Source organism: Paenibacillus massiliensis subsp. panacisoli DSM 21345, assembly GCF_000426545.1.
Taxonomy (GTDB): domain Bacteria; phylum Bacillota; class Bacilli; order Paenibacillales; family Paenibacillaceae; genus Paenibacillus; species Paenibacillus panacisoli.
This window is the reverse complement of sequence record NZ_AUFO01000017.1, coordinates 122,329-143,150: the sequence shown is the minus strand read 5'-3', so window position 1 is coordinate 143,150 and position 20,822 is coordinate 122,329. Positions and strand designations below refer to the sequence as shown.

The window sequence follows — 20,822 nt, the reverse complement described above, 5'->3', positions numbered from 1 at the left end:
ACATCATACATTCACCTATATACCAGATTGGAGGCCATTGGATGGAAGATAGCACTCAAGATCATGTTCGAAAAGAACCCTTCCGTTATGTCATGAATCAGCCTTTACCTTGTCTAATCACTCTTCCACAGAACAGCATGAGACCAGACTCAACCCTGTCCGCAGAAGGTGAACTAATAGACCTTAGTCTTGCAGGCTGCAAAATACGCACCTCGCTAAAGCTTCGTCCCTCCGCAGGTGCTTCGAATGTCATGGTTCAATACCAATTAAATGGGCGCGAGTTAGCCTTCACTGGCCGCGTTCGATGGGGTTGGATATTTGGTGTGGATCAGTATCAATATGGACTTCGTCTAGAGTTGAACGAGGATGAGCGAGCGCTGCTACGCAAGGAGCTAGAGCAGTGGGCTGGAGGCAGCCCGGTTAAAGCTTTGTGACATCTGCTTCTTAGGCTGGCGACTTTGCTCTTGGGACTTGAAGCTTTGTATTAGGTCCACATGTCTTGAGCTGTAAGCTCTACTTTATAAGTCACCTCTTCTTTTGAACAAAGACGACCTGAACCCTACTGAATTATGCATCCCGTCCTTCCCAATATTGGATCAGGTATCTCCAGGTGGCAAGCGACAATCGTCCCAGATGGTGATCAAAGTCCGATAGCTGGAGCCCCTCGCACGCTAAGATCCGGTTTTGTAGACTTTCGAAGAAGCCTGTCGTGAGCAAGGTCTGCACCTCTTCATTCCCTTCTAAGTACATCCGCTCCACGACAGAGAATACATCCTTCACCTCATTCGTTGATTGGTTTAATAGCCTCGGGAATAGATGCTCTGCAAAATCTGCCACCTCAAGATAATACAGCCGTTGCTCCCCAGCTTCATAGTTATCGTTCAGGTAGCGCTCTGCCCGGTTCTGATATGAGGGACATGCCTGAATAAGTAACGCCATGACCTCTTGAATGTCCATTTTCATCTCTATCAACCTATCTGTAATTTGATTAAGAACCTCTCATCACTTCTAGCTCCGAAGCAGCTGCATGCAAATCAGCCTGGAAGCGAATTATACAAATTATGAAATTTCCGCTTGCCATAAGGATCATGGCTTAAGTTGGACGATGCACCCAAGAAGGGATCACTCACTCTGCAAGGTCGGCAGATGACGCTGGAACGTTCTGAACAGGATGTACTTCTGCAATCCTCTCACTTGGCTTAGGCACTGCTCCGCCAGAGCTTGCGCCTCTTCGATCTCCCCGGCCCTCCGCTTGATATCATACAATAATGCGTTACGCATCCACTCCTTGGGTATCCCGTCAATGATCTGCAGCGCAGCCTCCGTATGTCCCAGTTCAATCTGAAGAGCCGCCCGATAATAATCACTATACGCCTGAGGACGAATGTGTTCGATCTCTCCCTGTACCTCTAGCAGATTCTTTCTGTGAAATGCCAGCACCGTCTTGAACAAAGCCTGCTTACTCACACTCTTATGCTGAGCCAGCAGCTCGTGGATGCATTGCTCCACTTCCTCATCCAGCTCATGACCAACCGCGTAATAGAGATAGACCTCGGGCTTGCTTTGATTGGCCAATAGATATCGTTCCAGCCGCCTGATATTTGTCTCCCACAAGATGCTGTACACGCTAGGCAGCAGGAGCACAACGATAAGCGACAAGAACAAACCGATCGTGGCAGGAACCTTGTAATCAGGATATATCGAGCAATACCACAAATACCCTCCCATGAACATGGCAACAATCAAATACTTCAGCTTCATCTCATTTCTGTCCTTTCATTCTTCTAATTCTACGACTATCTGTAATGTGTTTTTGAACATGTGTTTTCCACCTTTTTACTATACCTTATACAAGAATAGCAGTGGTATCTTTGCTGTTATATAACACATAATCTGGCATCAATTTTTTTAACAAAAAAATAGAACAAATGTTCTTTTTCAGTTGTAAAATACAACCCAAAAATACCTATATAAGTAGATGCATCTCAAAGCATTTAAAGTATATATAGAAAGGAGCGAGTAGCATGATTACCGGACAGACAGCCTATGAGCGGTATCGTGCAGAGATATACCGGATTGGTTGGAGGATTCAATACAAAGCCAAGAAGATCAGGAACAGAGAGCTCCCGCTTCTGGAGCACGAAGCCATAAAGGAAGATTTCACAGTAGCGTCTGATCAGGCTCTAACCTTGGAGCAATTGCTAGATACTTTGCCCGACACTGGACAACGGGTGCTGCACAAGCTGTATTGGGAGGGATTGACCGAAGCTGAGGTAGCCCGTCAGCTCAAAATTAGCCAACAGGCGGTGAATCAATGGAAGAGAAAAATGCTGAAGCAATTGTCTCAGAAGCTCACTTCGAACAACTGATCCAGGCGGCAAGACAGCATGATTCGGAGGCGATGCTAGCTGTTATCGAGCTCTTTCAGCCTGATATTCAGCGCTTGTCCTGCTATATCCATCTACCACGAGAGGATGCTGCGTCTGAGATTATCGTAGAATTCCTTGAATTCTTGCAGACAGACGTCTGAAGCTCACGTACCTGCTTTTTATTTGGCTACAATCATTCATTGATCAGAATGGAAGGAGGAGCACATCCTATGGACAGCCTATCGGCAGAGCAGATCAGCACTCTTATTGGCACTGTCGGCTTTCCCAGCCTGATCGCCATTATTTTGCTACGCAGCGTCCTCGGTAACTTTAACCAACGCTTGGACGATCTCGACAAAAGACTGCTGCAGCTCAACAAGTCAATCATGTTGGTTGACAAGACACTTCACCAAATATCCAGCCAAGCTACGAAGGACTTCAAGGACCCACACTTATCCAGTACGGAAAGTAACCATCCACGAATGGTATCCAAAAAACATCTCTAAACGTAGATCAAGAGGATCATGCACCGTGTCGGCCAGGATCCTCTCTAATTGTACTTACGCTATTCACTCGAACTGTTCTATTGCAATGCTGGGGACGACTCAAGCTCTCGAATGGATCGTACTCGTATTAGCATGACCGCCGTCAACATAACCATCACGCCAGCCAGCAAGAACAAGAATCCGATTCCTCGGCCGGGACCTGTACCAATGACTGCACCAACTGTAGACGCCAGCGCACCATGCTCCGTGAGCAGTGGATTAAAGACTCCATCTGATAATATACCAGCACTAGCATAAGCTGCTATATATCCGAGCTGAGATATCAAGCCAATCATTCCCCAGGCTCTCCCCTGAGTCTCGTTCGGGATATGGGTGCGAATGAGAACATCAGCACTCGTATTCACGAAGGCCAGTGCAGCAAAAAACAAAAATCCCATGGTCGTAATTAGCACTACATTCGTCGTCATTCCTAGTAGGGCAAAGAAGATACCGGACATAAACAGGCCTAAGGCCATGACTTTGCTGTGCTGCTTACGAATACTGAACACTCCGATGAATAAGCTTCCGAGCAGTAAGCCTGTAGCACTGATGGATTCAACGATTCCTAGCGTGCGTGCATCCGATAGTGGTAATACCAGCGGAGTGAACAGCGTCTCTAGGAACCCGATAAAGAACGTTACCAAGGTCAGAATAAGCATCAGATAGCGCACTCCTTTGGCCTTCATGACTATATGCCATCCTTCATGAAGCTCAGCCCAGAGATTGCTATGTTCTCTTGTCTTGGATTCCTTGCTGCAATTGGCTGCCACACGGCTCCGCACGACAATAATCGTAAGTAAGGTTACTAGAAAGGTGGACATATCCAGCAGCAATATTCCTTCAATACCGATGACTCCAATGAATAAGCCGGCCAGCACAGGTGAAATAAGGTATTTCGAAGCTCCAGCTAACTGCACCATTCCACTAGCCTGTGCATACTGCTCCTTGCTGAGCAGATCGGTAATGGTCGCCCGGTAGGCTGGGTCAGTTAAGGAGGCAAAGATAGAACTGAGGATTACACCGATACAAATGTGCCATACCTCCATATGCCCTGTCGTCATAATTAGCAGAATATACAGTAGCCCCAATACAGAGCCGCCGTCGCCTATCAGCATCATGAGCCTGCGATCGAAGCGATCCGCCAGCACACCCCCTACTGGAGCGAGCAGGATGATCGGTAGGAATGCACATAGCGTTACCAGGGAGACCGCCGTTGCGGAATGAGTCATCTGAAAGACGTAGACACCCAGTCCGAAGGCTGTCAGTCCGCTCCCTATACTGGAGGTCAGCTCCCCTAGCCATAGTACCAGGAATGTAGTAAAAGAGCTCTTAAGCATGCTCATCTGCCTTCTGTTCTCCTATACCCTGGGCCTCGGTGCTCCCAGACTGCTTTTTATCAGAGCGCTTCTTCCCGGAGCTCCCCTTCTTGCCATCACTACTCTTCTTGCTATTCTTTTTATTGCCCTTGTCGTTATCTTTATCGCTGTTCTTCATCTTCCGCTTTTTGTCCTTCTTGCCCTCGTTGGCCTTCTTACCAGAGGACTTCTTGTTATCGATAATGTTATTATCAATCGTCTCTTTAATAACATCCTTACCTCTGCCTTCAATAGCATCCTTACCAGCATCCTTACCATTGGTAGCATCAGACTCCTCGGTGAGAGACCGAGCCTCCGCTAATTCTGGCTGGTCGAACAATTGAACAATATACGCGAAGCTTCCCTGCTTGGCACCAAGCAAGGTCTCCATGGCATAGATCAGGCCTTGAACCCGCTCAGCCTGCTCCTCAGGTGTCCAGCGGAAGAGCCCTTCATCGAATAGGGTCACGGCAGCTACCAGCAATAGCTCAATGGACTGCCGAGGATAAGGGGTTCGGAAGAGTCCCTCACGTATCCCCTGTTCTACTACTTCCTGTAGCACTGGCGTAAGATGCTGTACCGTTAAGCTCAGACTTTTCTGATGCATCTGGGCATTACTAGCCTCGTGTAGCTCCTCAATAAGCTGCTGCTTCACTGCCGTATTCGGCTTCTGCGCAAGCATAATGAGCAGGAATTTCTTATGCACCGTGATAGCCGGATCGTTAGCGATACTGCGTGCCGTCTCAACACCAGCATCCACCACCCGTTTCACCATCGCATCCAGAACCGCTTCCTTGGAGGTAAAATAATAATAGAAGGTGCCCTTGGCAATCCCGATTGCCCGTAAAATATCGTTAATGGTTGTCTTGTCGTATCCCTTTGTCAGGAACAACACCTCTGCAGCATCCAATATCTCATTTCTACGCTCTTCATGCTCTTTCACCACTCTCATCTCAATGCGCCTCCCAAGCTTGGATTAACAGTAACTGATGATGGCCAATTGGGGATGGAGCCCAGGCTCCTGCTGATGCTCTACCTCATGAGATATGCTCTGGCAGAGGTTTTCATCGGTGTCGTTGACCGACCGTCAGTCTATAATACATATATACGCTCTTTGATACACGAAGTCAAGGCTCTGCATTACATTTTTTTCCTCCGCCGTCGTAAATACAAGCATACAAACAAAAGAGCCTAATTCAACTTATATCCGTTGAAAGAGGCTCACTGACGAGAAATTAACGCATCCGATTCACGGTAGTGAATACAAACTTATCATACCGGTGCCGTGAGAACGAATATTCAAATGGAATGCCGTTATCCAAAAAACCCACCTGCTCTATTTCCAATATCGGGTCATCTGATGCACAGATCAAGTTCTCCTGATCCAGCTTCGTGGATTTCGATGCTCGTATCGTACGGTGTGACCCCACGATGTTCAAGCCCAGCTCCTCCTTGATATGCTTGTAAATCGAGCCATGCAGCACTTCATCGGTAAGGCCGCTGATCAGGTTGGTTGGCATATACGTAATTTCCATAACGTAAGGCTCACCTTCCACAATGCGCAGACGAATCACATGGTATACAGGAGATTTAGGATCAATAAATAGACGATTGGCTACTTCCTCTGTGGGAAATTGAACATCAAAGGCGATGATTTTGTTGGTGATCTCCTTCCCCTGCAGCAGATTGGTCAATCCGAGCATTTCATTCACAACTACGTTAACAGGTGAATTATAGGCTGCCTTAACGATAAAGGTGCCGTGTCCTCTCTTGCGAATCAGCAGCCCCTCGCTAACCAGCGTATCCAATGCCTTTTTCATCGTCATCCGGCTCACTTGGAACTCGGCAGCCAGCGAGATCTCATCAGGAATCGGTTCATCACTGCTATAGGTTTTATTACTGATCCGCTCTTTGACCTCTCGGGCAATTCGCTCATATTTATTCATCTTTTTATCACCTGTATTAGATATTGTTGTGTCAGATTAGTCTGTATACGATAAAAAGCTTTTTAGAAATTAGTATTTAGTAAGTATACATAACTACACACATTCTCACCAGTAGACCGTTTACTTCGCATATTCGTCTTACCTGGCATACTCGTCATGAGAGCTGATTATTGTCTTTTGTCATTATTACGCTATTGCGTGTCTGGCCAGTAAATCCTCAGATATGGGGATTTTGAAAAAAAGATGGTCCTAAGGACCATCTTAAAATCCATCATGCTCAATGACTTGCTTGAACCAGTATCCACTTTGTTTGACGGACCTTTGTCCATCCTTCTCCAGATCCACGGATACAAAGCCATAACGATTCTTATAGGCATTGGACCAAGACCAGTTATCCATGAAAGTCCACAGATGGTAGCCCTTCACGTTAGAGCCCTCTGTGATCGCACGTTGCACCCATTTCAAATGCTCGCATATAAAGTCGATACGGTAGCTATCACAGATCATGCCCTGTTCATTTCTGAACTTCTCTTCCCCTTGCACGCCCATTCCATTCTCGGAAATGAAGCATTCGATGTTCCCGTAATTCTCACGCACATTGGTCAGGATATCGTAGATACCCTTCTCATAGATCTCCCAGCCCCGCATCTCATTCATCTTGCGACCTGGCATCACATAATAATCGAAGTAATGTTCAGGTACAAAAGGTGCATCAGGGTGCGGCTGGCTTTCTCTAGCCTTGACCCGGCGCGGCTGATAATAGTTAATTCCCAGCAAATCAATGGTACCCTGACGAATGATGTCCTTGTCTCCGTCCTGCATAGCCGGCAGATATCCGTCTTTGGTCAGCAGCTCTACCAGAAGCGGATTGAATTCTCCCGTCACGGACGGGTCCAGGAAAGAACGGTTGAAGTACGCATCACAGACGGCTGCGGCGCGAACATCTGCCGGGTGCTGGCTGCGCGGATAGGTCGGCGTCAGGTTCAAGATGATACCGATCTTGCCACCATAGCCTTGTTCCCGATAAGACTTGATTACGCTCGCACTGGACAGGAGAGTATGATAGCCGACCTGCACCGCTTTGCCGAAATCCAGCTCATTCGGATAGTGGAAATCATACAGATAGCCGCCCTCTACAGGTACGATAGGCTCATTGTGGGTGAACCATTTACTGATACGATCACCGAAGAGCTCGAAGCAGATGTTCGCATATTTTACATAAGCATCCACAGTCTCCCGGTTCACCCAGCCACCCTTCTCCTGCAGAGCCATCGGTAAGTCAAAATGATACAAGTTCACGAACGGCTCAATGCCAGCTTCTGTTAATTCGTTAATAACAGCATTATAGAATTCAACTGCCTTCTCATTCACAGCACCTGTCCCTCCTGGAATCAGTCGAGACCAGGAGATCGAGAACCGAAACGAATTATGCTTCAGTTCCTTCATCAGCGCGATGTCTTCCTTATACTTGGTATAGAACCCGGACGTCTTGGAGGGTCCTACACCATCATAGAAGCGATTCGGCTCTTGCTCGAACCAGTAATCCCATATATTCGGTCCTTTTCCGTCGCCCTCCACAGTACCTTCAGTTTGTGTCGCCGAGGCAGAGGAGCCCCACCAAAAATCAGCCGGAAACGGATATTGAATTTCTTTCTGTACACTCTCTTTTACTTCAGTATGATTCACGGTCCTTCTCCTTTCTCTTGTACGCTGCACATGCTGTCTACTTTCTGTACTATTGCTTGTATATTACATGCTCAGTGTTTGTTCTTTGGATGGAGCACTAGCTTCTTCTTCCTGTTCCTTACGTACATTCATCCGGTCAATGAATTTCAGGAATGGGAACCAGATGACGAAGACGACAGCCATGTTGAATATCTGCAATAAGCCGCCTCTTAGCGAGCCTGTTCCCATCATACCGCTGAAGAACAACGGCATCGTCCAAGGAACCTGTATTCCGTTCGGTGGCGGCACAATGCCTGTATACATCGCGAAATAGGTAATCAGGGTCACGAGCATTGGAGCCAGCACCCATGGCACGATGATCAGTGGGTTCATTACAATTGGCAGACCGAAGATCACCGGTTCGTTAACATTGAAGAGACCAGGACCGAGCGCCAGCTTACTGACTTGCTTCAGCTGCTTGCTCTTCAGGAAGAAGAGAATCGTGAGCACTACGGTCAGGGTCATCCCTGTACCGCCAATTCCTACGGTATAAATATCAACGAATTGCTTGGTGATAATATGCGGCAGCTCTGCACCTGTGGAGTAAGCTTCGTAGTTCTCCAGTGCCAGCGTATTCCAGATTGGGTCCATCACGGAGTTCACAATAATCTGACCATGCAGTCCGAAGAACCACAGAATCTGAATCAGGAATATAGCAATCAAAGTAGGAATAATACCGCTACCCAGATGCACCAGCGGAGCCTGAACAGCTTTGTAGATCAGATCATGCAGGTTGTTATGGAACGTTACATTTACAATAATGTTAATAATCAGGAAAATGCCGAGTGTAATACATGCAGGCAGCAAAGCTGCGAACGACTTGGCAACTGCCGGTGGTACGCCCGGAGGCATCTTGATTACGATGTTACGCTGTGTGACTTTACGATAGATCTCGCCCGCAATGAAGGCCACAATCATCCCGAGGAACATCCCCTTGGCACCAAGGCGCTCCTTCGGAATCACGTCTGCAATCGTCGTGCCGTCGCCCTGAGTCAGCAGGAACGGTGTGAGCATCAGGAAGCAGGCAAGAGCAATCATCCCACCGAATATAGGTTCAACCTTATAACTTCGCGATAGATAATAACCAATACCGACCACGACGAAGACCGTCATAATATTCAAGGTGGCATTAGGCGCAATATTCAGCAGCTCCTGGGTTCTCGCCAAGTTGTCTGCTCCCATCCAATCACTCAAGAATGGAAGATTGATAAGTACGACGATAATCGATCCAAATACAGTCAATGGAAATGACAGCATGAACGCATCCCGTAATACTGAAAGATAACGGTTATTGTTCAATTTACCAGCAATGGGTATCAAAATCTGGCTTAATTTCTCAAACAACGCCTATTCCTCCCACAGAATATAATTTTCCCTTACATGTAAACAGTGTCTTCACATGCTTTGCTTATAGCAAGATTTGATTCTGTCGCCTGAATTGACTATACTCGGTAATAAGCGTTCTCCTAAATTCACTCGCCAGTGATTGGGTCTGCCCTGCAGTCCCAGCTCAAGGAGGCGCTTTTTCTTACCCCAATGTATGTCATCATCGAATATGAATCCTCAGCCAGCATTTCATCAAAAAACCAGCTCACATATGAATGTAAACCGTTTCAAAGATTCGCTTAGATATTTCTGGATTTGAATAGCTCCAGCAGTTCGTGAACAAGGTCCTTCATCGTAACTGTAGACATCAAATGATCCTCGGCATGCATCAGCAGTAGATTCAAGGCAGTCGGTGTACCTTCGGCCTCTTTCTTGACCATCTGAAAATGAATGTCGTGTGCAGAGCGCAAATCCTGCTTCGCTTCCTTCAGCAGCTCATCTGCCCCCTCAGCGTTGTTGTTACGATACTCCGTCAGGGCCTGAATGATCTTACTCCGGGCACTGCCGCTATGAAAAATAAGCTGAAAGCTAATCTGTTCTTCTGTTAAATCCGCGATATTGACCTTATCCATTTTTTTTCTCCACCAACTTCATCGCTTGCTCGTAAGCCTTCTTGCCGTCAACCATGCCATAAGCCATCATATCTATAACTTCTACATGAATGCCGTACGCTGCAGCCTCTTTCTCCAATTGTCCCTTCAGGAAGCTCATTTGGGGACCAATCAGTACTGCATCAGCCTTAGCCATTTCTTCAGGCGCCTGATCCTGACCAACGGCCCAAATTTCGGCTTCATCTCCGATGGACTTGGCATGCTCCTGCATTTTGGTCACCAGCATACTTGTAGACATACCAGAGCTGCACGCAAGTAGAATTCTTTTCATAACTGTTCTCCATCCTTTCAAGCTTAAAATGTGAATTAGCAGAAACCGTTTACAGGGCAATTATAAACCCATCAATTTCATTTGTCTATACATTAAAATCATATGTCTATACTTTTGTCGAAATTACGAATATTTCATGTCAACATGTCCACCCTCTGCATTTGCATGCAACATGAACGTCAAAAACCCTTGTAGATCCAGGGCTGGACATACAAGGGTTATGTAAAAAAAATTATAAAGGTCTCCTGTAGCAACAGGTACCATCAGACCATTCGACAATTGTGGCAGGAATACGTCCATAGATCATTCAGTAGCCTAAAACCACATACGCCTGTCGGATCAGCTCAGGAGCTACAATCCCGGCTGTATTGCTAATAGCTTCTAGATTCATATAAGTCTCGCTAATGCTGTGCAAGATACTGCTGTACAAGCTCATTTCCGGCCACGCCCATAGTATTGTAAAGCTTATACTCAGCAGGCGCCAGATTTCGGACCCACTCATCTCCATGATAGAGATTGCCTGCGCTCTGAAATTCCTGTAACGCCTCCTTCTCCTTAGTTAACGGGATATGACCCACAATCTCCCAATCCCCACTGCGAAGATTATCCGTCGCTGCGAAAATAACCCGCGTGCTCCCTCTACTGTTAACGAAGGTCAGCAAAGAATCATTCCATTCGCTTATGTCGTTCGGAATTTCTTTGTCTGCAACAAGGCCCATAACGCCAAAAGAAAAGACCTTCTTGAACCTCCCCCGCAAGGCGCAAATGACCTGACAAAATGCATATCTACCATCATGCATGGGGATCACAAATATATCGCCTGCTTCATGCTGCTTCATGCTGCTTCATGCTTCTTCATCAATCTACCTCCTGAACACACTCGATTACATTACGGATTTCAATCTGAGAATTCCCCATATTCGCAGCCCGCATTTCTCAGCTCTATGTGATCAATCAGCTGCTTGCTGCCTCCCATCTTACGGTAGAGCCGTATCTCGCCGTAGCCAGTGCCGCCGTTCCACAATCGGTTATGCCGCTTCTGTCCATCCGGTGATTCGTAGTTAATGAGCAGCATCTCATCACGTGGGCACTCCAGGTCCAGCTCAAATTCAGAGTTATGATTGCTGCCCCGAACCTTCCAGTAATGACGCTTGTCCCCTTCCTCAAAATCAAATGTCACGCGGGATCTCAGCAGCGGCTTGGAGAAGTTATACTCATACATCGTACCCTCGTGATACATGCCGATCAGAATCTGGCGAGGCAAAGGTACACCGAATACTTTGGGCCTGCCACCACCGACCTCCACCGCTGAGTGATCCAGGATCTGTCCCGTGATCAGACTACGCAAATGGCAGCTACTAATCCATAGCCAGGGAGAGGTGTAGTCCGCCCCCCAGTTCTTGTCGGCATAGCCATAGGACCTCTCCGGGATAATGTCATAGATCACTCCATCCAGACGGACCGTTCCGCTGTAGCTAGTCTTAATGCCTTCTGCGTGCCAAAACATCTCAAAAGCGTTCAGCCGGCGAAATATCGAAGAGGCACCATAGCCGACATGATAAGCAATCTGCTTGTCTATTGTGAGGTCCCAACTCATCTCTCCCGCATCGCTCATATACTCCGGGTGTGCCTTAGCCTCCTGCGCGCTTAAGGAACACATTCCCTGCATTCGCTGCTCTGTCAGCATGCTTTCCCCAATAAGTACTTCCAGTCGATCGGCGGTACAGCTGAACTGGGTAATGGGGTAAAAGTTGTGTATCTGCTTGGCGCCTTGTCCCCACGCTCCTGCCTTAATCATCGCATATGCGGGCTTCACCCCACGCTCTCGATTCTCAGGCAGTTGCCCCAGCACGGGAATATCCCTGCCTAACGCCGGATTGCAGACATAATATTCGATGAAGAAGGCTTTGGCTTCTCCGGTCTCCCGGTTATAGCCAGTGAAGCTGTGCCACCACCAGTCGTATCCCTTGTATGCAAGCGGTCCCTTGAGCATATACAGATTGCGTCCAAGATCACTCTTGTTCATGTTGTACCCTCCCTTCCCGTCATGTTCTGACCTCGCACTTAATGTTCTCCTACCTGATATTATTGTAAATGGAGCACTCTCCACAAATCCAGCAGACATGCTTGTTCGTGTTCAAGAGTACGCTATAGCAAGACAAAATACCCGTCCCATACGCTTCAGGACTATTCTATCCTCTTGAAGCACATAAGACGGGCAAATAGGGATCGCTCGACAGACTCCTGCAAGGATTGTCTTGAAGCTCTCATTCTATTTCTATATGTCTCTAGTCTCTGTTTCTCAATTTCTCTATGTCTAGTCTTTGTAGGGATCGAATTCATCCGCCCCAGCCATACATACGCCTATCGGCTTCAGCACATGCAGTACATCAATCGTCCCGGCATGGGCATCAAGCACCTCTCGTAGCTGACGATACACAAACGGACTCTCATCCGTGCCTGCTCCGCGCAGCTCGACCCCGAACTCTCGAACAGCCCGATCCATCTGCTCCTTCGAGATCTGGCCGCCGCTACGCGTACGGGTCTTCCAGTTCATTTTGCCCGCTGCCTGTGTTCGGCTCATGATTCGTCCAGCTCCATGTACCGTACTGTAATAAGACTCCTGATTCTCCAGTGTATCCTTGCCCCGTACGATAACCGAGATGTCGCCCATGCTACCACCAATGAACCCAACCTGGCCCGGAGCCGAAGGCGTCGCTCCCTTGCGCACGACTAAGACCTCCCGTCCGTTATGCATCTCCTTCCACGCATAGTTATGATGATTATGCACCTCCAGATCTGCCTCAGCCCCCAGGAGGGACAACACCTGTTGAATGACGTAATCTCTACCTGCATAGGCGTATCGACCAGCCAGCCTCATCGCCCGATAATACATATCCCCTAGCTCACTGTCGAGGTCCAGCAGAGCAGGGGGCTGATCCATCTTCTCACCAGGTGCATTAGCCATGAATTCTCGTCCGGCCATCAGATTAATGAAGCCACTCGCAGTCTTGTGACCGAAGCCACGGCTACCAAAGTGATTGGCAATCCAGACTCTGCCATTCTCCTGCTCCACCAGCACATCCACGAAATGATTCCCGCTACCGACCGTTCCAAGCTGGGCACGGGCCAGCGCCTTCAGCTTGTCATGGACCTGTTTATCCACGTCCTCATATACAGTCCAGTCGGGGTCATCGAAGAGCTCATGGTCCACCCTTTCCTGATTCACACGCCCTACCCCAAAGGAAATACGCCGAGCGATCTCATCCATTATCGAGCTCAATCTGGGTAGAATCTCACCTGCGGTCAGGTTCGTCCGTACAGCCTTGTTGCCACAGGCAATGTCGTAGCCGACACCTGCGGGAGAAATCTGCCCGTCATACACGACTACACCGCCAATCGGCTGGCAATAGCCCTTGTGATGATCTGCCATGAGCAGGGTCTGAATCACGTTTCCCGTTCTGGAGCATACTCTGGCCTGTGCCATCGCCCCTTCATCCGGTTCTCCCCATACTCTTACATTGTCAATCTGTTGATATGCCATACTCACAGGTCATCTCCTTTTACTGCTACTGTCTAATTAGTACCTTGACCAGATCAGATCATTCAACCTGAAATCAGGTTCGGTCAAGCTACCGAATTTCTAGAACCGCTTCTGCTCCTTAAGCTCGCTAATCTGCTGGCGCAATTCTTCATCCACTTCGTCATCCAGCAACGCTGCAACAGCCGACTTTAATTCTGCGCCCCAAGTGTCAGACTCCCAGGCTTCCAGAGCCATCAAAGCTGCACTCCGATTACTGGTAACGGGGCTACGCAGCGCAGCGAGCAGCAAAGGTCGACCTGTGCCCGGAAGCTTATCCAGCCCTTGAACGATGATACCAAGGCAACGGTGAGGATCATATTCCTTGCCGAACCCCTGCTCCTCCCGTGGGCCTGAGGCAATCTGCTCCAGCGGAAGCTTCTGCTCTCCGAGCTTCACCATACGACGTATCCGCTCTGGCTGCTCCGTGGTCATGAGCTCGTAATACCACACCACCTCTGTCGGATAAAGCTGTGCCTGCGTGTACACCTCATCCCAGATATCCATCCCCAGTCGAGCTGCAGAGGAGAAGCAGTAATAAGGCGCAGGTGCGTTTGGCTCTCGCGACCTCAGCGTCTCTAGAATCACAGCAGGCCAGTCAGAACGGGAAATCATCGCCTCGCATGCCGTCAGCAAATGCTCTCTTAGCTCCAGCGTCCAGCCAGCCCTGTAGAGCTCTGCCCAGCGCTCATCCTTGTCGTTGCTCAGGAAATACCTGATATTCAGCAAGACCGTCAGATGCCTGGTAGTCTTGCAATGCTGCTCCGCATGTCGGACATATCCCGTCAGGGCCTGCGGGCTATACTCATAGTCATAGACGTCCTCGGCTGGGCCACCGCACAGCAGGGCGTCGATGATATCTGTCGCTCCTTCATAGAGCTCGTTGTCTATCTTCTCGGCTGCAAGTGCCTTGTGGAGCTCTCCCTTGCGAGCACATACACAGGCCAGGTATTCATTCATAATCTGATTGACACAGCCATGTCGCAGCAGCCAATCCTTGATGCGCTGGTGTGTCGGCTCCAGCCGCTCCACTGCCTGAATTTTGCCCCAGCCCTGCACAGCCTGTGCCAGCTCAAAAACAAGCTCATTCCCCTCTTCCAATCCATTCAGTATGGCTACTACCGAATATAGAGTGAACTCATCATGTCGCCCCAGCGTGAGCAGCAGCTCCTTGATCTCGGCATCCTCATGCTCGAACATTCCCAGCAGGGCAATGCCGAATTTGACCGCATTCCGATGGGCACCATATCGCGCTAACCATTTGGCTTCCTCGAACAAGGCCTCATATTGAATTCCGGGATCCTGCCTCACTTCGTTTAATACAGTGTCTATGGCTCTGATCAGATCTTCCTTTATGAACAAAGCATATAATGCTTTACGGGTTACAGCTCTAGGCCTGCGAGTGTGCTTGGCCAACATGCGTACTAGCTGACGCGTCTCTCCCATTACCGTATCCTGGCTTGCAAGATGTCTCATCATTCCGCTCAGTCCACCTGCTACCCAGCGTACAGAGCTGCCGGACCAGAACTCATCATCATCAGGTAGCGAGCCATTGATCTCCTCGCCTTGTTCACGGATATAGTCATAGATCGAGGTCTTACCCTCCCACAGTCCTGCAGTAAAATGCTCCAACAACATGGCTACAATAGCCCCCCTCTTCCCCATTCGTCCCGCAGTACCGAGTGGAACAGCTCATCCAGCTGTTGCTCGACATCTGATTCAGATGGCGCCTTATGTACAACAGCTTGCTCATAATACTCCAGCTTTTGTTCAATAAATGCATGAATAGGCTCTATCCTTGGCCCGGTATCGAATTCTCTGCTCACCTGTTTTTGTATCAGTAGCTCATGAATAGCTCTTCTAAGCTCACTGTCCTCAGGCACCAAGGCGCTGACCAGTTGCTCAAAGTCAATCGGCGGCAGTGTGTTATACCGTTCGATCCACGCACAGGCTAACAGAGGACGGAGCACATACAGATATTTCTTAAGCTTGACCTGCTCTCCTTGCAGATAGCCACGGAAGTTGCCTTTGGCCATATGCAGGTAATGATGCATGCTGGAACGAGGTGAAAATGTACGCCCCCCAACGCTCCGAAGCTGATCCGCTGCAGACCCTTGCTTCATGTATATGATGGGAGATTGCAGCCATTCAAGCAGGGCGGGATTACATTTACGCAGTAGCCTTAATGCTTTGAGCAGGTCCCACCCGTTCACGTCCAGCACATCATCAATAGGTCGTTCGATCACATCGCGCCTTTCGGTAATTGACAAGTACCAGGAGACAGGTCGAACATAAATAAAACGAACATCATAATCACTGTCCTTGGAGGGAAATCCCCATGCCCGACTCCCTGATTCACAGGCGTACAGAATACGAACCCCCTCTGTGGCTTCGATATCTGTTAATTCCTTCATAATGCGCTGTCTAATCTCTGACATGCGACTTCCCTCCTTTTAGTTGATTCACTAGGGTTCATCTATAAAAATGCTTCTAATCGTCTATATGATAAATGGTCATGAGGCTCATCATTGCTCTTATTGTCACCCAACGAATCTCCTGTGAACATGGCAAAAGTATTACGATTGAATTTTTTTCCTGTTACAATGTAAAGATAAGCACCTGAGACGAACGGAGGAAATGGCATGGCCAAGGAAAGCTTCGATAAGGAAATTCAGTATCTACGCATGCTCGTGCTGACCAGCGGGGCCTTCAATCGGCAGCAGTTCGCAGATCGACTGGGCATTTCGGTACATACCTTTGACAAGACCATCCGCCGGATCAAGGATATCGTTGGCTCGCTACACCCCGGAGCCTCGCAGGACCATGGTGTGGAGCTGGCCGAAGCCGTCAGGTATAGCAATTACGAGTCCTCAGACCCGCTGCTGCTCTTCCTGTTCCGTGCCAAGTCGGTTCGTGAATCAGAGAGTCACCGAATATCCTTGCTGCTTGCAGCCATGAATGAGCAGGCCCGGACCGCCATGGAGCTGCTGGACATCTGCTGTGCCAGTCTGCCGACGGATATGCCCCTACCGGACGAGAAGACGATTCGTTCCGATCTCAAATATCTGGAGAAGGTAGGCGTCATTCGCCGTGAACCCGGCCCCCGGCCTTACCGCTACTGCATAGATAATGAGCTGGTGCGCAGCCTGTCTGAGGATGAACTCCTCGATCTCTATGACTTCGTAGATGTCATGGCGAACACACAGGTCCCTTCCGTTCAAGGGTATCTGCTGCGTGATGGACTCAAGAAGCATATCCGGCGTCAGGATGACGATGAAGCAAGACTGGAGCATTTTATATATAAATATCATTATTACTCCAGAATTCTGGATGAAGCACATCTGTTCAATCTGCTACATGCTATGCGTCTACGACGCAAGGTCCGATTCATCTATTTCTCACCCAAGTCTGACAAGAGCTATGCCTCCAGAAATACCAATCCGCTGTTCGAGAAGGACCAGGAAGGGCTCAAGAATACCGCTCTACCCTTGAAGATCGTCTACGACCATCAATACGGCCGCTGGTATCTGCTTGCTCATGGTCATAAGGGCGTCCGTAAATTCCGAATGGAGGGGATTACCCAATTGGAGGAGGACGAGGCAGTTCCAGAGGAATGGTTCGCTGCCAAATCCGAGGAGCTTACCGAGAAGATGCGGTATAGCTGGCTGATCGATACAGGGCGGCCGGTGACGGTAAGGGTACGCTTCTATAATCCCGGGTTCGGGGAATATAACTTCGTCAAGGAGCGGGTACTGCTGCAGGGGCAATGGGGTGAGATCATAGCGGAGGATGAGCAAGCCTTCGTCTATGAAATTCAAGTGAACGGAACCACTGAGATCAAGCCGTGGATTCGCAGCTTCGGCTCCAGCTGTGAGGTGCTTGAGCCTTTTCGGTTCCGACAAGAACTGATCGACGAATGGAAGGAGATCCAGTCCTACTATGAATCTGTTTGAGAAAATCTTCAATTATCAGCTCCTCACGCGGCTGGAGGATTCCGGTACCTTTATGGTGACGTCACATGAACGCTCGTGGCTGAAGACGATGCTCGCGCATCCGGCAGCCTCTGAGGCATTTACAGAGGAGACTCTAGCCAAGCTGCACCGCATACTGGAATCAGATCAGCCTATGGATGTTGAGGAGCATCTCATCCAGAAGGCTGGCAGCAAGGAGAAGCATGTCTACCATCCGCTTCTGCGTCCGCTGCGCCGAATGATTGCGAACAGAACGGCCATGCGTATCCGCTGCCGACTCAAGGGCGGTCAGGTGACTCCAGACCAATGGGGCTTGCCTTATAAGCTGGAGTACTCCATGGTGAAGCGGGAGTGGTATGTGCTGTGGTACCGGATGCGACACCGGTCCTTAATGAGTACGCCGCTACGCAATATTCTGCAGCTGGAGGAAGAGTCCGTAGAGGCTGATGCTGTTGCTGGCATGCTGGAGTCCATCACACGCCGTCAGGCAGCACGGCAGCGGGAAGCCGTGATTGAGGTTGTCCCGATGTACAACGAGGAGCTATCCCGCATCTTGCATGCGTTCTCCAGCTTCGAGAAGGACGTTCATTATGATGCAGAGCAGGACACCTATAGGGTTCATATCACCCATCCAGGTGACGAGGCCGAATACCTGCTCTCCAAGATTCGCTTTCTCGGCAAGCGAGTGCGGGTCATCAACGGAGATTACCTGAAACGGCGCATGCTGGAGGCCTCGACGAAGGCACTGGAGCGTTATCAGCAAGCTTCGCCAGAGGAGGAGCTGAGCTCCTAATTAACGATTAGTACGGTTACGGCTGCTGGAACCATCACTTATGCTACCCTCACTACCGCCCTCATTCATTTGTCTGCTACCGCTTGAATTTGGCAGCCCGGGCACCTTCGGCATCTCATCTTCAATCTGTGGACTATTCATCGGCAATGGATTGTACATTTCTGGCGGGTGGCTCTGATCCGGTGAGTGACTCTGGCCAGGTGAAGGATTCATCTCTAGACCGTCACTCAGCCCAGACCCACGCCACTGCTGCCCTCCCCCTGCATCCTTGCCAGGCCTTCCACCTCCGGGAAATCCCGTCCCTGGCCCCTCATGAACCAAGGGATAAGTGATCTGCTGGGCCGTAACAGCCTCGCAAGATACCAACAGCACTACGCAGCTCACGCTCAGTGCACATACATAAGCTATACGAGTCAGTCCACTCATCTTACTCCCCCTTTCCCAAGAACAATCGGCCGTGGTCAAGCTTTCTGGCACGAAGCAGCTTGTACACATCTTTGAAACCCATATACGATATCACTAATAGTAGCGGATAGATCGGATATAGATATCGGGATTTGATCTCCCACAGAATATAGAATCCAATGAAGCCTAACAGCACTAGCACCAGCGATACCTCTTCATAGCGCTTGGAGCGAATGCTGCCGATCAGACGCACCAAAATAAAGCCATACATCAGCATGTTCATCGTATATAGGCACCAGAGCAGCATTCTGCGCGGCCATGAATCCCCGGCGAACCACTTCGTTGCGAAGGTAGAGTAGCTGTAGCCACCCACGATCGAGACGCGGCCACGACCCCATCCACTATTATTATCATCATTGCCAATCCCGTAACGGTCGATCTGGTAGGTTCCCTCCGTCCAGGTCCATACGATTTTCTTGAAATACATGCTTATCAGTTCACCCGGACTAGCCACAGCGAGCTTCTCGGCAATCCCTTCCTTGAACAGCTCCGCACTGACGGCCTTATCGTAGCCCACCTCACGCTGGTAGATGCTATAGCTCTGCATATTATCCCAGAATCCGAAGCGCTCCAGATTGATTCCCATATGCAGCCACATCGAGACTGGCGCCGCATTGCTGCCCACTGGCTCATCCACTACACCCGTAGCCTGGAGCGCCGCATTTTGCATCCAGCCCGGCACGTTGAAGATCCCGACCAGCAGCACAATAGCCATGAGCCCCTTCCTCCAGCCAAGTACGCGTAGCTTCATGCCTATCGTCAGCAGCGCAGCGATAAGAAAGATTACTCCGCTGCCTCGAAAATAGTTACCAAGAGCGAACAGTACAGAAGCGAATAGAATTGCAGTCCACGATGCCTGCTTCAGATAACGGATCAGGGCATATAGCCCCGAGGTCAGACATGCAGTCGCAATGACATCATTATAGATCAGATTGTTCATCAGTAAGGAAGGAAGATAGCAGGCCGCCAGCAGCAATATACCATAATCCCGTTCATCCGCCTTACCATATAGCTCCCTGTAGATCAGGTAGATCATCAGTGTTGTGATAAGGGAGAAGAGGATATTAAAGCTTTTCAGAATGAGATAGTTATCAGTGAACCAGAACAGCAAGGTCTTGATATATACCACCATCGAGAAGTTAAAGGGAAACATGTGCAAATACCCGCCAGGATCAAACGTAGAATAGTCATGGTCATAGAGCATGTCCAGCGCCAGAGATACCACCGTCTGTGAATCATCCGTAGGCAGGCGCGGGAACAGGAATATGAGCGCCACCTGCATGATTAAGGCACTGAGCAGAATACTCGGGATGACCACCTGCGGACGATAGCGGCTCAGCCTTTGCGCTGCCTGATACAACAAGACACCCGCAACGAGCAGCAGCAAGACCAACGGAATATATATCCACAGACGCTGCCCTTGCAAAATGGGATTATCTCCGTATGCAGCATAATTATATTCCGCTCTGACGAACAGAGAGGCTACCACGAACAATCCCATAAAACAGACCAGGATCATATATAACAGCTTAGGAATGAGCTTGAACAAACCGTTGACACCTCTTTCCTACCATGGAATGCACAATGTACGTACAAAAGAATTCGCAATGCACGCACACCTCCATCGGAATGAATTCGCTATGATTATACGAGCCCCAGCTTAAAACTAGCTGAATCCAGGCTTAAGGCATATTGCAGCTCTTCTAGCAAAAAAAGCCGTGACTCTCCACCTTGGAGAATCACGACTCGAATTACGATTTGAATCACATCTTCAACTAACTACACGATTGCAAATTTTGGTCATC

21 protein-coding genes and 1 pseudogene are annotated in these 20,822 nt (G+C 49.1%); 6 read left to right on the top strand and 16 right to left on the bottom strand.

Annotation, left to right across the window (positions count from 1 at the left end):
• Positions 1 to 41: 41 nt before the first annotated feature.
• Positions 42 to 434 (top strand): PilZ domain-containing protein, encoded by a 393-nt coding sequence (locus K331_RS0114905; RefSeq protein ID WP_028590928.1) that lies wholly within the window; start codon positions 42 to 44, stop codon positions 432 to 434.
• 133 nt (positions 435 to 567) lie between these two features.
• Here K331_RS0114905 and K331_RS0114900 read toward each other — a convergent pair whose 3' ends face one another.
• Together K331_RS0114900 and K331_RS29665 are read right to left on the bottom strand one after the other, a co-directional pair.
• Positions 568 to 963 (bottom strand): DUF7674 family protein, encoded by a 396-nt coding sequence (locus K331_RS0114900; RefSeq protein ID WP_028590927.1) that lies wholly within the window; start codon positions 961 to 963, stop codon positions 568 to 570.
• Between the two features lie 159 nt (positions 964 to 1,122).
• Entirely contained in the window at positions 1,123 to 1,761 is a 639-nt protein-coding gene (locus tag K331_RS29665) for a hypothetical protein (RefSeq protein WP_051289850.1), read from the bottom strand.
• A gap of 263 nt (positions 1,762 to 2,024) precedes the next feature.
• Between K331_RS29665 and K331_RS0114890 the strand changes: the two genes are divergently transcribed.
• The 3 genes from K331_RS0114890 to K331_RS29655 all read left to right on the top strand — a co-directional run bounded on the left by K331_RS0114890 (position 2,025) and on the right by K331_RS29655 (position 2,875).
• Positions 2,025 to 2,369, top strand: coding sequence for an RNA polymerase sigma factor (locus tag K331_RS0114890; protein WP_028590926.1), 345 nt, complete (start codon positions 2,025 to 2,027; stop codon positions 2,367 to 2,369).
• Positions 2,315 to 2,530, top strand: coding sequence for a helix-turn-helix domain-containing protein (locus tag K331_RS32690; RefSeq protein ID WP_036634977.1), 216 nt, complete (start codon positions 2,315 to 2,317; stop codon positions 2,528 to 2,530). The genes K331_RS0114890 and K331_RS32690 overlap by 55 nt, the downstream gene beginning before the upstream one ends.
• Positions 2,531 to 2,599: 69 nt before the next feature.
• Positions 2,600 to 2,875 (top strand): hypothetical protein, encoded by a 276-nt coding sequence (locus K331_RS29655; RefSeq protein ID WP_036634974.1) that lies wholly within the window; start codon positions 2,600 to 2,602, stop codon positions 2,873 to 2,875.
• 77 nt (positions 2,876 to 2,952) lie between these two features.
• Here the strand turns inward: K331_RS29655 and K331_RS0114875 are convergent, their stop codons facing one another.
• The 12 genes and pseudogenes from K331_RS0114875 to K331_RS0114820 form a co-directional block, all read right to left on the bottom strand.
• Positions 2,953 to 4,257, bottom strand: coding sequence for an MFS transporter (locus K331_RS0114875; RefSeq protein ID WP_028590925.1), 1,305 nt, complete (start codon positions 4,255 to 4,257; stop codon positions 2,953 to 2,955).
• A 349-nt stretch (positions 4,258 to 4,606) separates the two neighbouring features.
• A pseudogene (locus tag K331_RS32685) lies at positions 4,607 to 5,221 on the bottom strand (TetR/AcrR family transcriptional regulator); the annotation flags it as partial.
• A 283-nt stretch (positions 5,222 to 5,504) separates the two neighbouring features.
• Positions 5,505 to 6,215, bottom strand: coding sequence for a GntR family transcriptional regulator (locus tag K331_RS0114865; protein WP_028590924.1), 711 nt, complete (start codon positions 6,213 to 6,215; stop codon positions 5,505 to 5,507).
• 261 nt (positions 6,216 to 6,476) lie between these two features.
• Positions 6,477 to 7,901, bottom strand: coding sequence for a glycoside hydrolase family 1 protein (locus K331_RS0114860; RefSeq protein WP_028590923.1), 1,425 nt, complete (start codon positions 7,899 to 7,901; stop codon positions 6,477 to 6,479).
• A gap of 63 nt (positions 7,902 to 7,964) precedes the next feature.
• Entirely contained in the window at positions 7,965 to 9,284 is a 1,320-nt protein-coding gene (gene celB, locus K331_RS0114855; RefSeq protein WP_018885286.1) for a PTS cellobiose transporter subunit IIC, read from the bottom strand.
• Between the two features lie 281 nt (positions 9,285 to 9,565).
• A complete protein-coding gene (locus K331_RS0114850; protein ID WP_028590922.1) occupies positions 9,566 to 9,898 on the bottom strand; it encodes a PTS lactose/cellobiose transporter subunit IIA in 333 nt (110 codons plus the stop codon).
• Positions 9,891 to 10,208, bottom strand: coding sequence for a PTS sugar transporter subunit IIB (locus tag K331_RS0114845; protein ID WP_018885288.1), 318 nt, complete (start codon positions 10,206 to 10,208; stop codon positions 9,891 to 9,893). The genes K331_RS0114850 and K331_RS0114845 overlap by 8 nt, the downstream gene beginning before the upstream one ends.
• A 401-nt stretch (positions 10,209 to 10,609) precedes the next feature.
• Complete coding sequence (locus K331_RS0114840) at positions 10,610 to 11,047, bottom strand: immunity 26/phosphotriesterase HocA family protein (RefSeq protein WP_028590921.1); 438 nt, start codon at positions 11,045 to 11,047, stop codon at positions 10,610 to 10,612.
• A gap of 59 nt (positions 11,048 to 11,106) precedes the next feature.
• A complete protein-coding gene (locus K331_RS0114835; RefSeq protein WP_028590920.1) occupies positions 11,107 to 12,234 on the bottom strand; it encodes a tocopherol cyclase family protein in 1,128 nt (375 codons plus the stop codon).
• 291 nt (positions 12,235 to 12,525) lie between these two features.
• Positions 12,526 to 13,752 (bottom strand): RtcB family protein, encoded by a 1,227-nt coding sequence (locus K331_RS0114830; RefSeq protein WP_028590919.1) that lies wholly within the window; start codon positions 13,750 to 13,752, stop codon positions 12,526 to 12,528.
• A gap of 99 nt (positions 13,753 to 13,851) precedes the next feature.
• Entirely contained in the window at positions 13,852 to 15,426 is a 1,575-nt protein-coding gene (locus tag K331_RS0114825; RefSeq protein ID WP_028590918.1) for a hypothetical protein, read from the bottom strand.
• Between the two features lie 2 nt (positions 15,427 to 15,428).
• Positions 15,429 to 16,226: a nucleotidyltransferase domain-containing protein gene (locus tag K331_RS0114820; RefSeq protein WP_028590917.1), complete on the bottom strand. Its 798-nt coding sequence runs from the start codon at positions 16,224 to 16,226 to the stop codon at positions 15,429 to 15,431.
• Between the two features lie 204 nt (positions 16,227 to 16,430).
• Between K331_RS0114820 and K331_RS0114815 the strand changes: the two genes are divergently transcribed.
• Positions 16,431 to 17,741: a helix-turn-helix transcriptional regulator gene (locus K331_RS0114815; protein ID WP_028590916.1), complete on the top strand. Its 1,311-nt coding sequence runs from the start codon at positions 16,431 to 16,433 to the stop codon at positions 17,739 to 17,741.
• Positions 17,728 to 18,552: a WYL domain-containing protein gene (locus K331_RS0114810; protein ID WP_028590915.1), complete on the top strand. Its 825-nt coding sequence runs from the start codon at positions 17,728 to 17,730 to the stop codon at positions 18,550 to 18,552. Before K331_RS0114815 ends, K331_RS0114810 begins: the two co-directional genes overlap by 14 nt.
• On the opposite strand, the gene K331_RS0114805 is transcribed toward K331_RS0114810, so the two are convergent.
• Complete coding sequence (locus K331_RS0114805; RefSeq protein WP_028590914.1) at positions 18,553 to 18,978, bottom strand: hypothetical protein; 426 nt, start codon at positions 18,976 to 18,978, stop codon at positions 18,553 to 18,555.
• Position 18,979: 1 nt separating this feature from the next.
• On the bottom strand, positions 18,980 to 20,566 hold the full coding sequence (locus K331_RS0114800) for a glycosyltransferase family 39 protein (protein ID WP_028590913.1): 1,587 nt from the start codon (positions 20,564 to 20,566) through the stop codon (positions 18,980 to 18,982).
• Positions 20,567 to 20,822: the final 256 nt, after the last annotated feature.

Bases quoted from the DNA above. Each gene is read 5' to 3' on its own strand.
- K331_RS0114850 (WP_028590922.1), bottom strand. From the start codon at position 9,898: ATGGATAAGGTCAATATCGCGGATTTAACAGAAGAACAGATTAGCTTT.
- K331_RS0114875 (WP_028590925.1), bottom strand. From the start codon at position 4,257: ATGAGCATGCTTAAGAGCTCTTTTACTACATTCCTGGTACTATGGCTA.
- K331_RS0114810 (WP_028590915.1), top strand. From the start codon at position 17,728: ATGAATCTGTTTGAGAAAATCTTCAATTATCAGCTCCTCACGCGGCTG.
- K331_RS0114815 (WP_028590916.1), top strand. From the start codon at position 16,431: ATGGCCAAGGAAAGCTTCGATAAGGAAATTCAGTATCTACGCATGCTC.
- K331_RS29655 (WP_036634974.1), top strand. From the start codon at position 2,600: ATGGACAGCCTATCGGCAGAGCAGATCAGCACTCTTATTGGCACTGTC.
- K331_RS0114805 (WP_028590914.1), bottom strand. From the start codon at position 18,978: ATGAGTGGACTGACTCGTATAGCTTATGTATGTGCACTGAGCGTGAGC.
- K331_RS0114865 (WP_028590924.1), bottom strand. From the start codon at position 6,215: ATGAATAAATATGAGCGAATTGCCCGAGAGGTCAAAGAGCGGATCAGT.
- K331_RS0114890 (WP_028590926.1), top strand. From the start codon at position 2,025: ATGATTACCGGACAGACAGCCTATGAGCGGTATCGTGCAGAGATATAC.
- K331_RS0114900 (WP_028590927.1), bottom strand. From the start codon at position 963: ATGAAAATGGACATTCAAGAGGTCATGGCGTTACTTATTCAGGCATGT.
- K331_RS0114840 (WP_028590921.1), bottom strand. From the start codon at position 11,047: ATGAAGCAGCATGAAGCAGGCGATATATTTGTGATCCCCATGCATGAT.
- K331_RS0114825 (WP_028590918.1), bottom strand. From the start codon at position 15,426: ATGTTGTTGGAGCATTTTACTGCAGGACTGTGGGAGGGTAAGACCTCG.
- K331_RS32690 (WP_036634977.1), top strand. From the start codon at position 2,315: ATGGAAGAGAAAAATGCTGAAGCAATTGTCTCAGAAGCTCACTTCGAA.
- K331_RS0114845 (WP_018885288.1), bottom strand. From the start codon at position 10,208: ATGAAAAGAATTCTACTTGCGTGCAGCTCTGGTATGTCTACAAGTATG.
- K331_RS0114835 (WP_028590920.1), bottom strand. From the start codon at position 12,234: ATGAACAAGAGTGATCTTGGACGCAATCTGTATATGCTCAAGGGACCG.
- K331_RS0114830 (WP_028590919.1), bottom strand. From the start codon at position 13,752: ATGGCATATCAACAGATTGACAATGTAAGAGTATGGGGAGAACCGGAT.
- K331_RS0114905 (WP_028590928.1), top strand. From the start codon at position 42: ATGGAAGATAGCACTCAAGATCATGTTCGAAAAGAACCCTTCCGTTAT.
- K331_RS0114820 (WP_028590917.1), bottom strand. From the start codon at position 16,226: ATGTCAGAGATTAGACAGCGCATTATGAAGGAATTAACAGATATCGAA.
- K331_RS29665 (WP_051289850.1), bottom strand. From the start codon at position 1,761: ATGAAGCTGAAGTATTTGATTGTTGCCATGTTCATGGGAGGGTATTTG.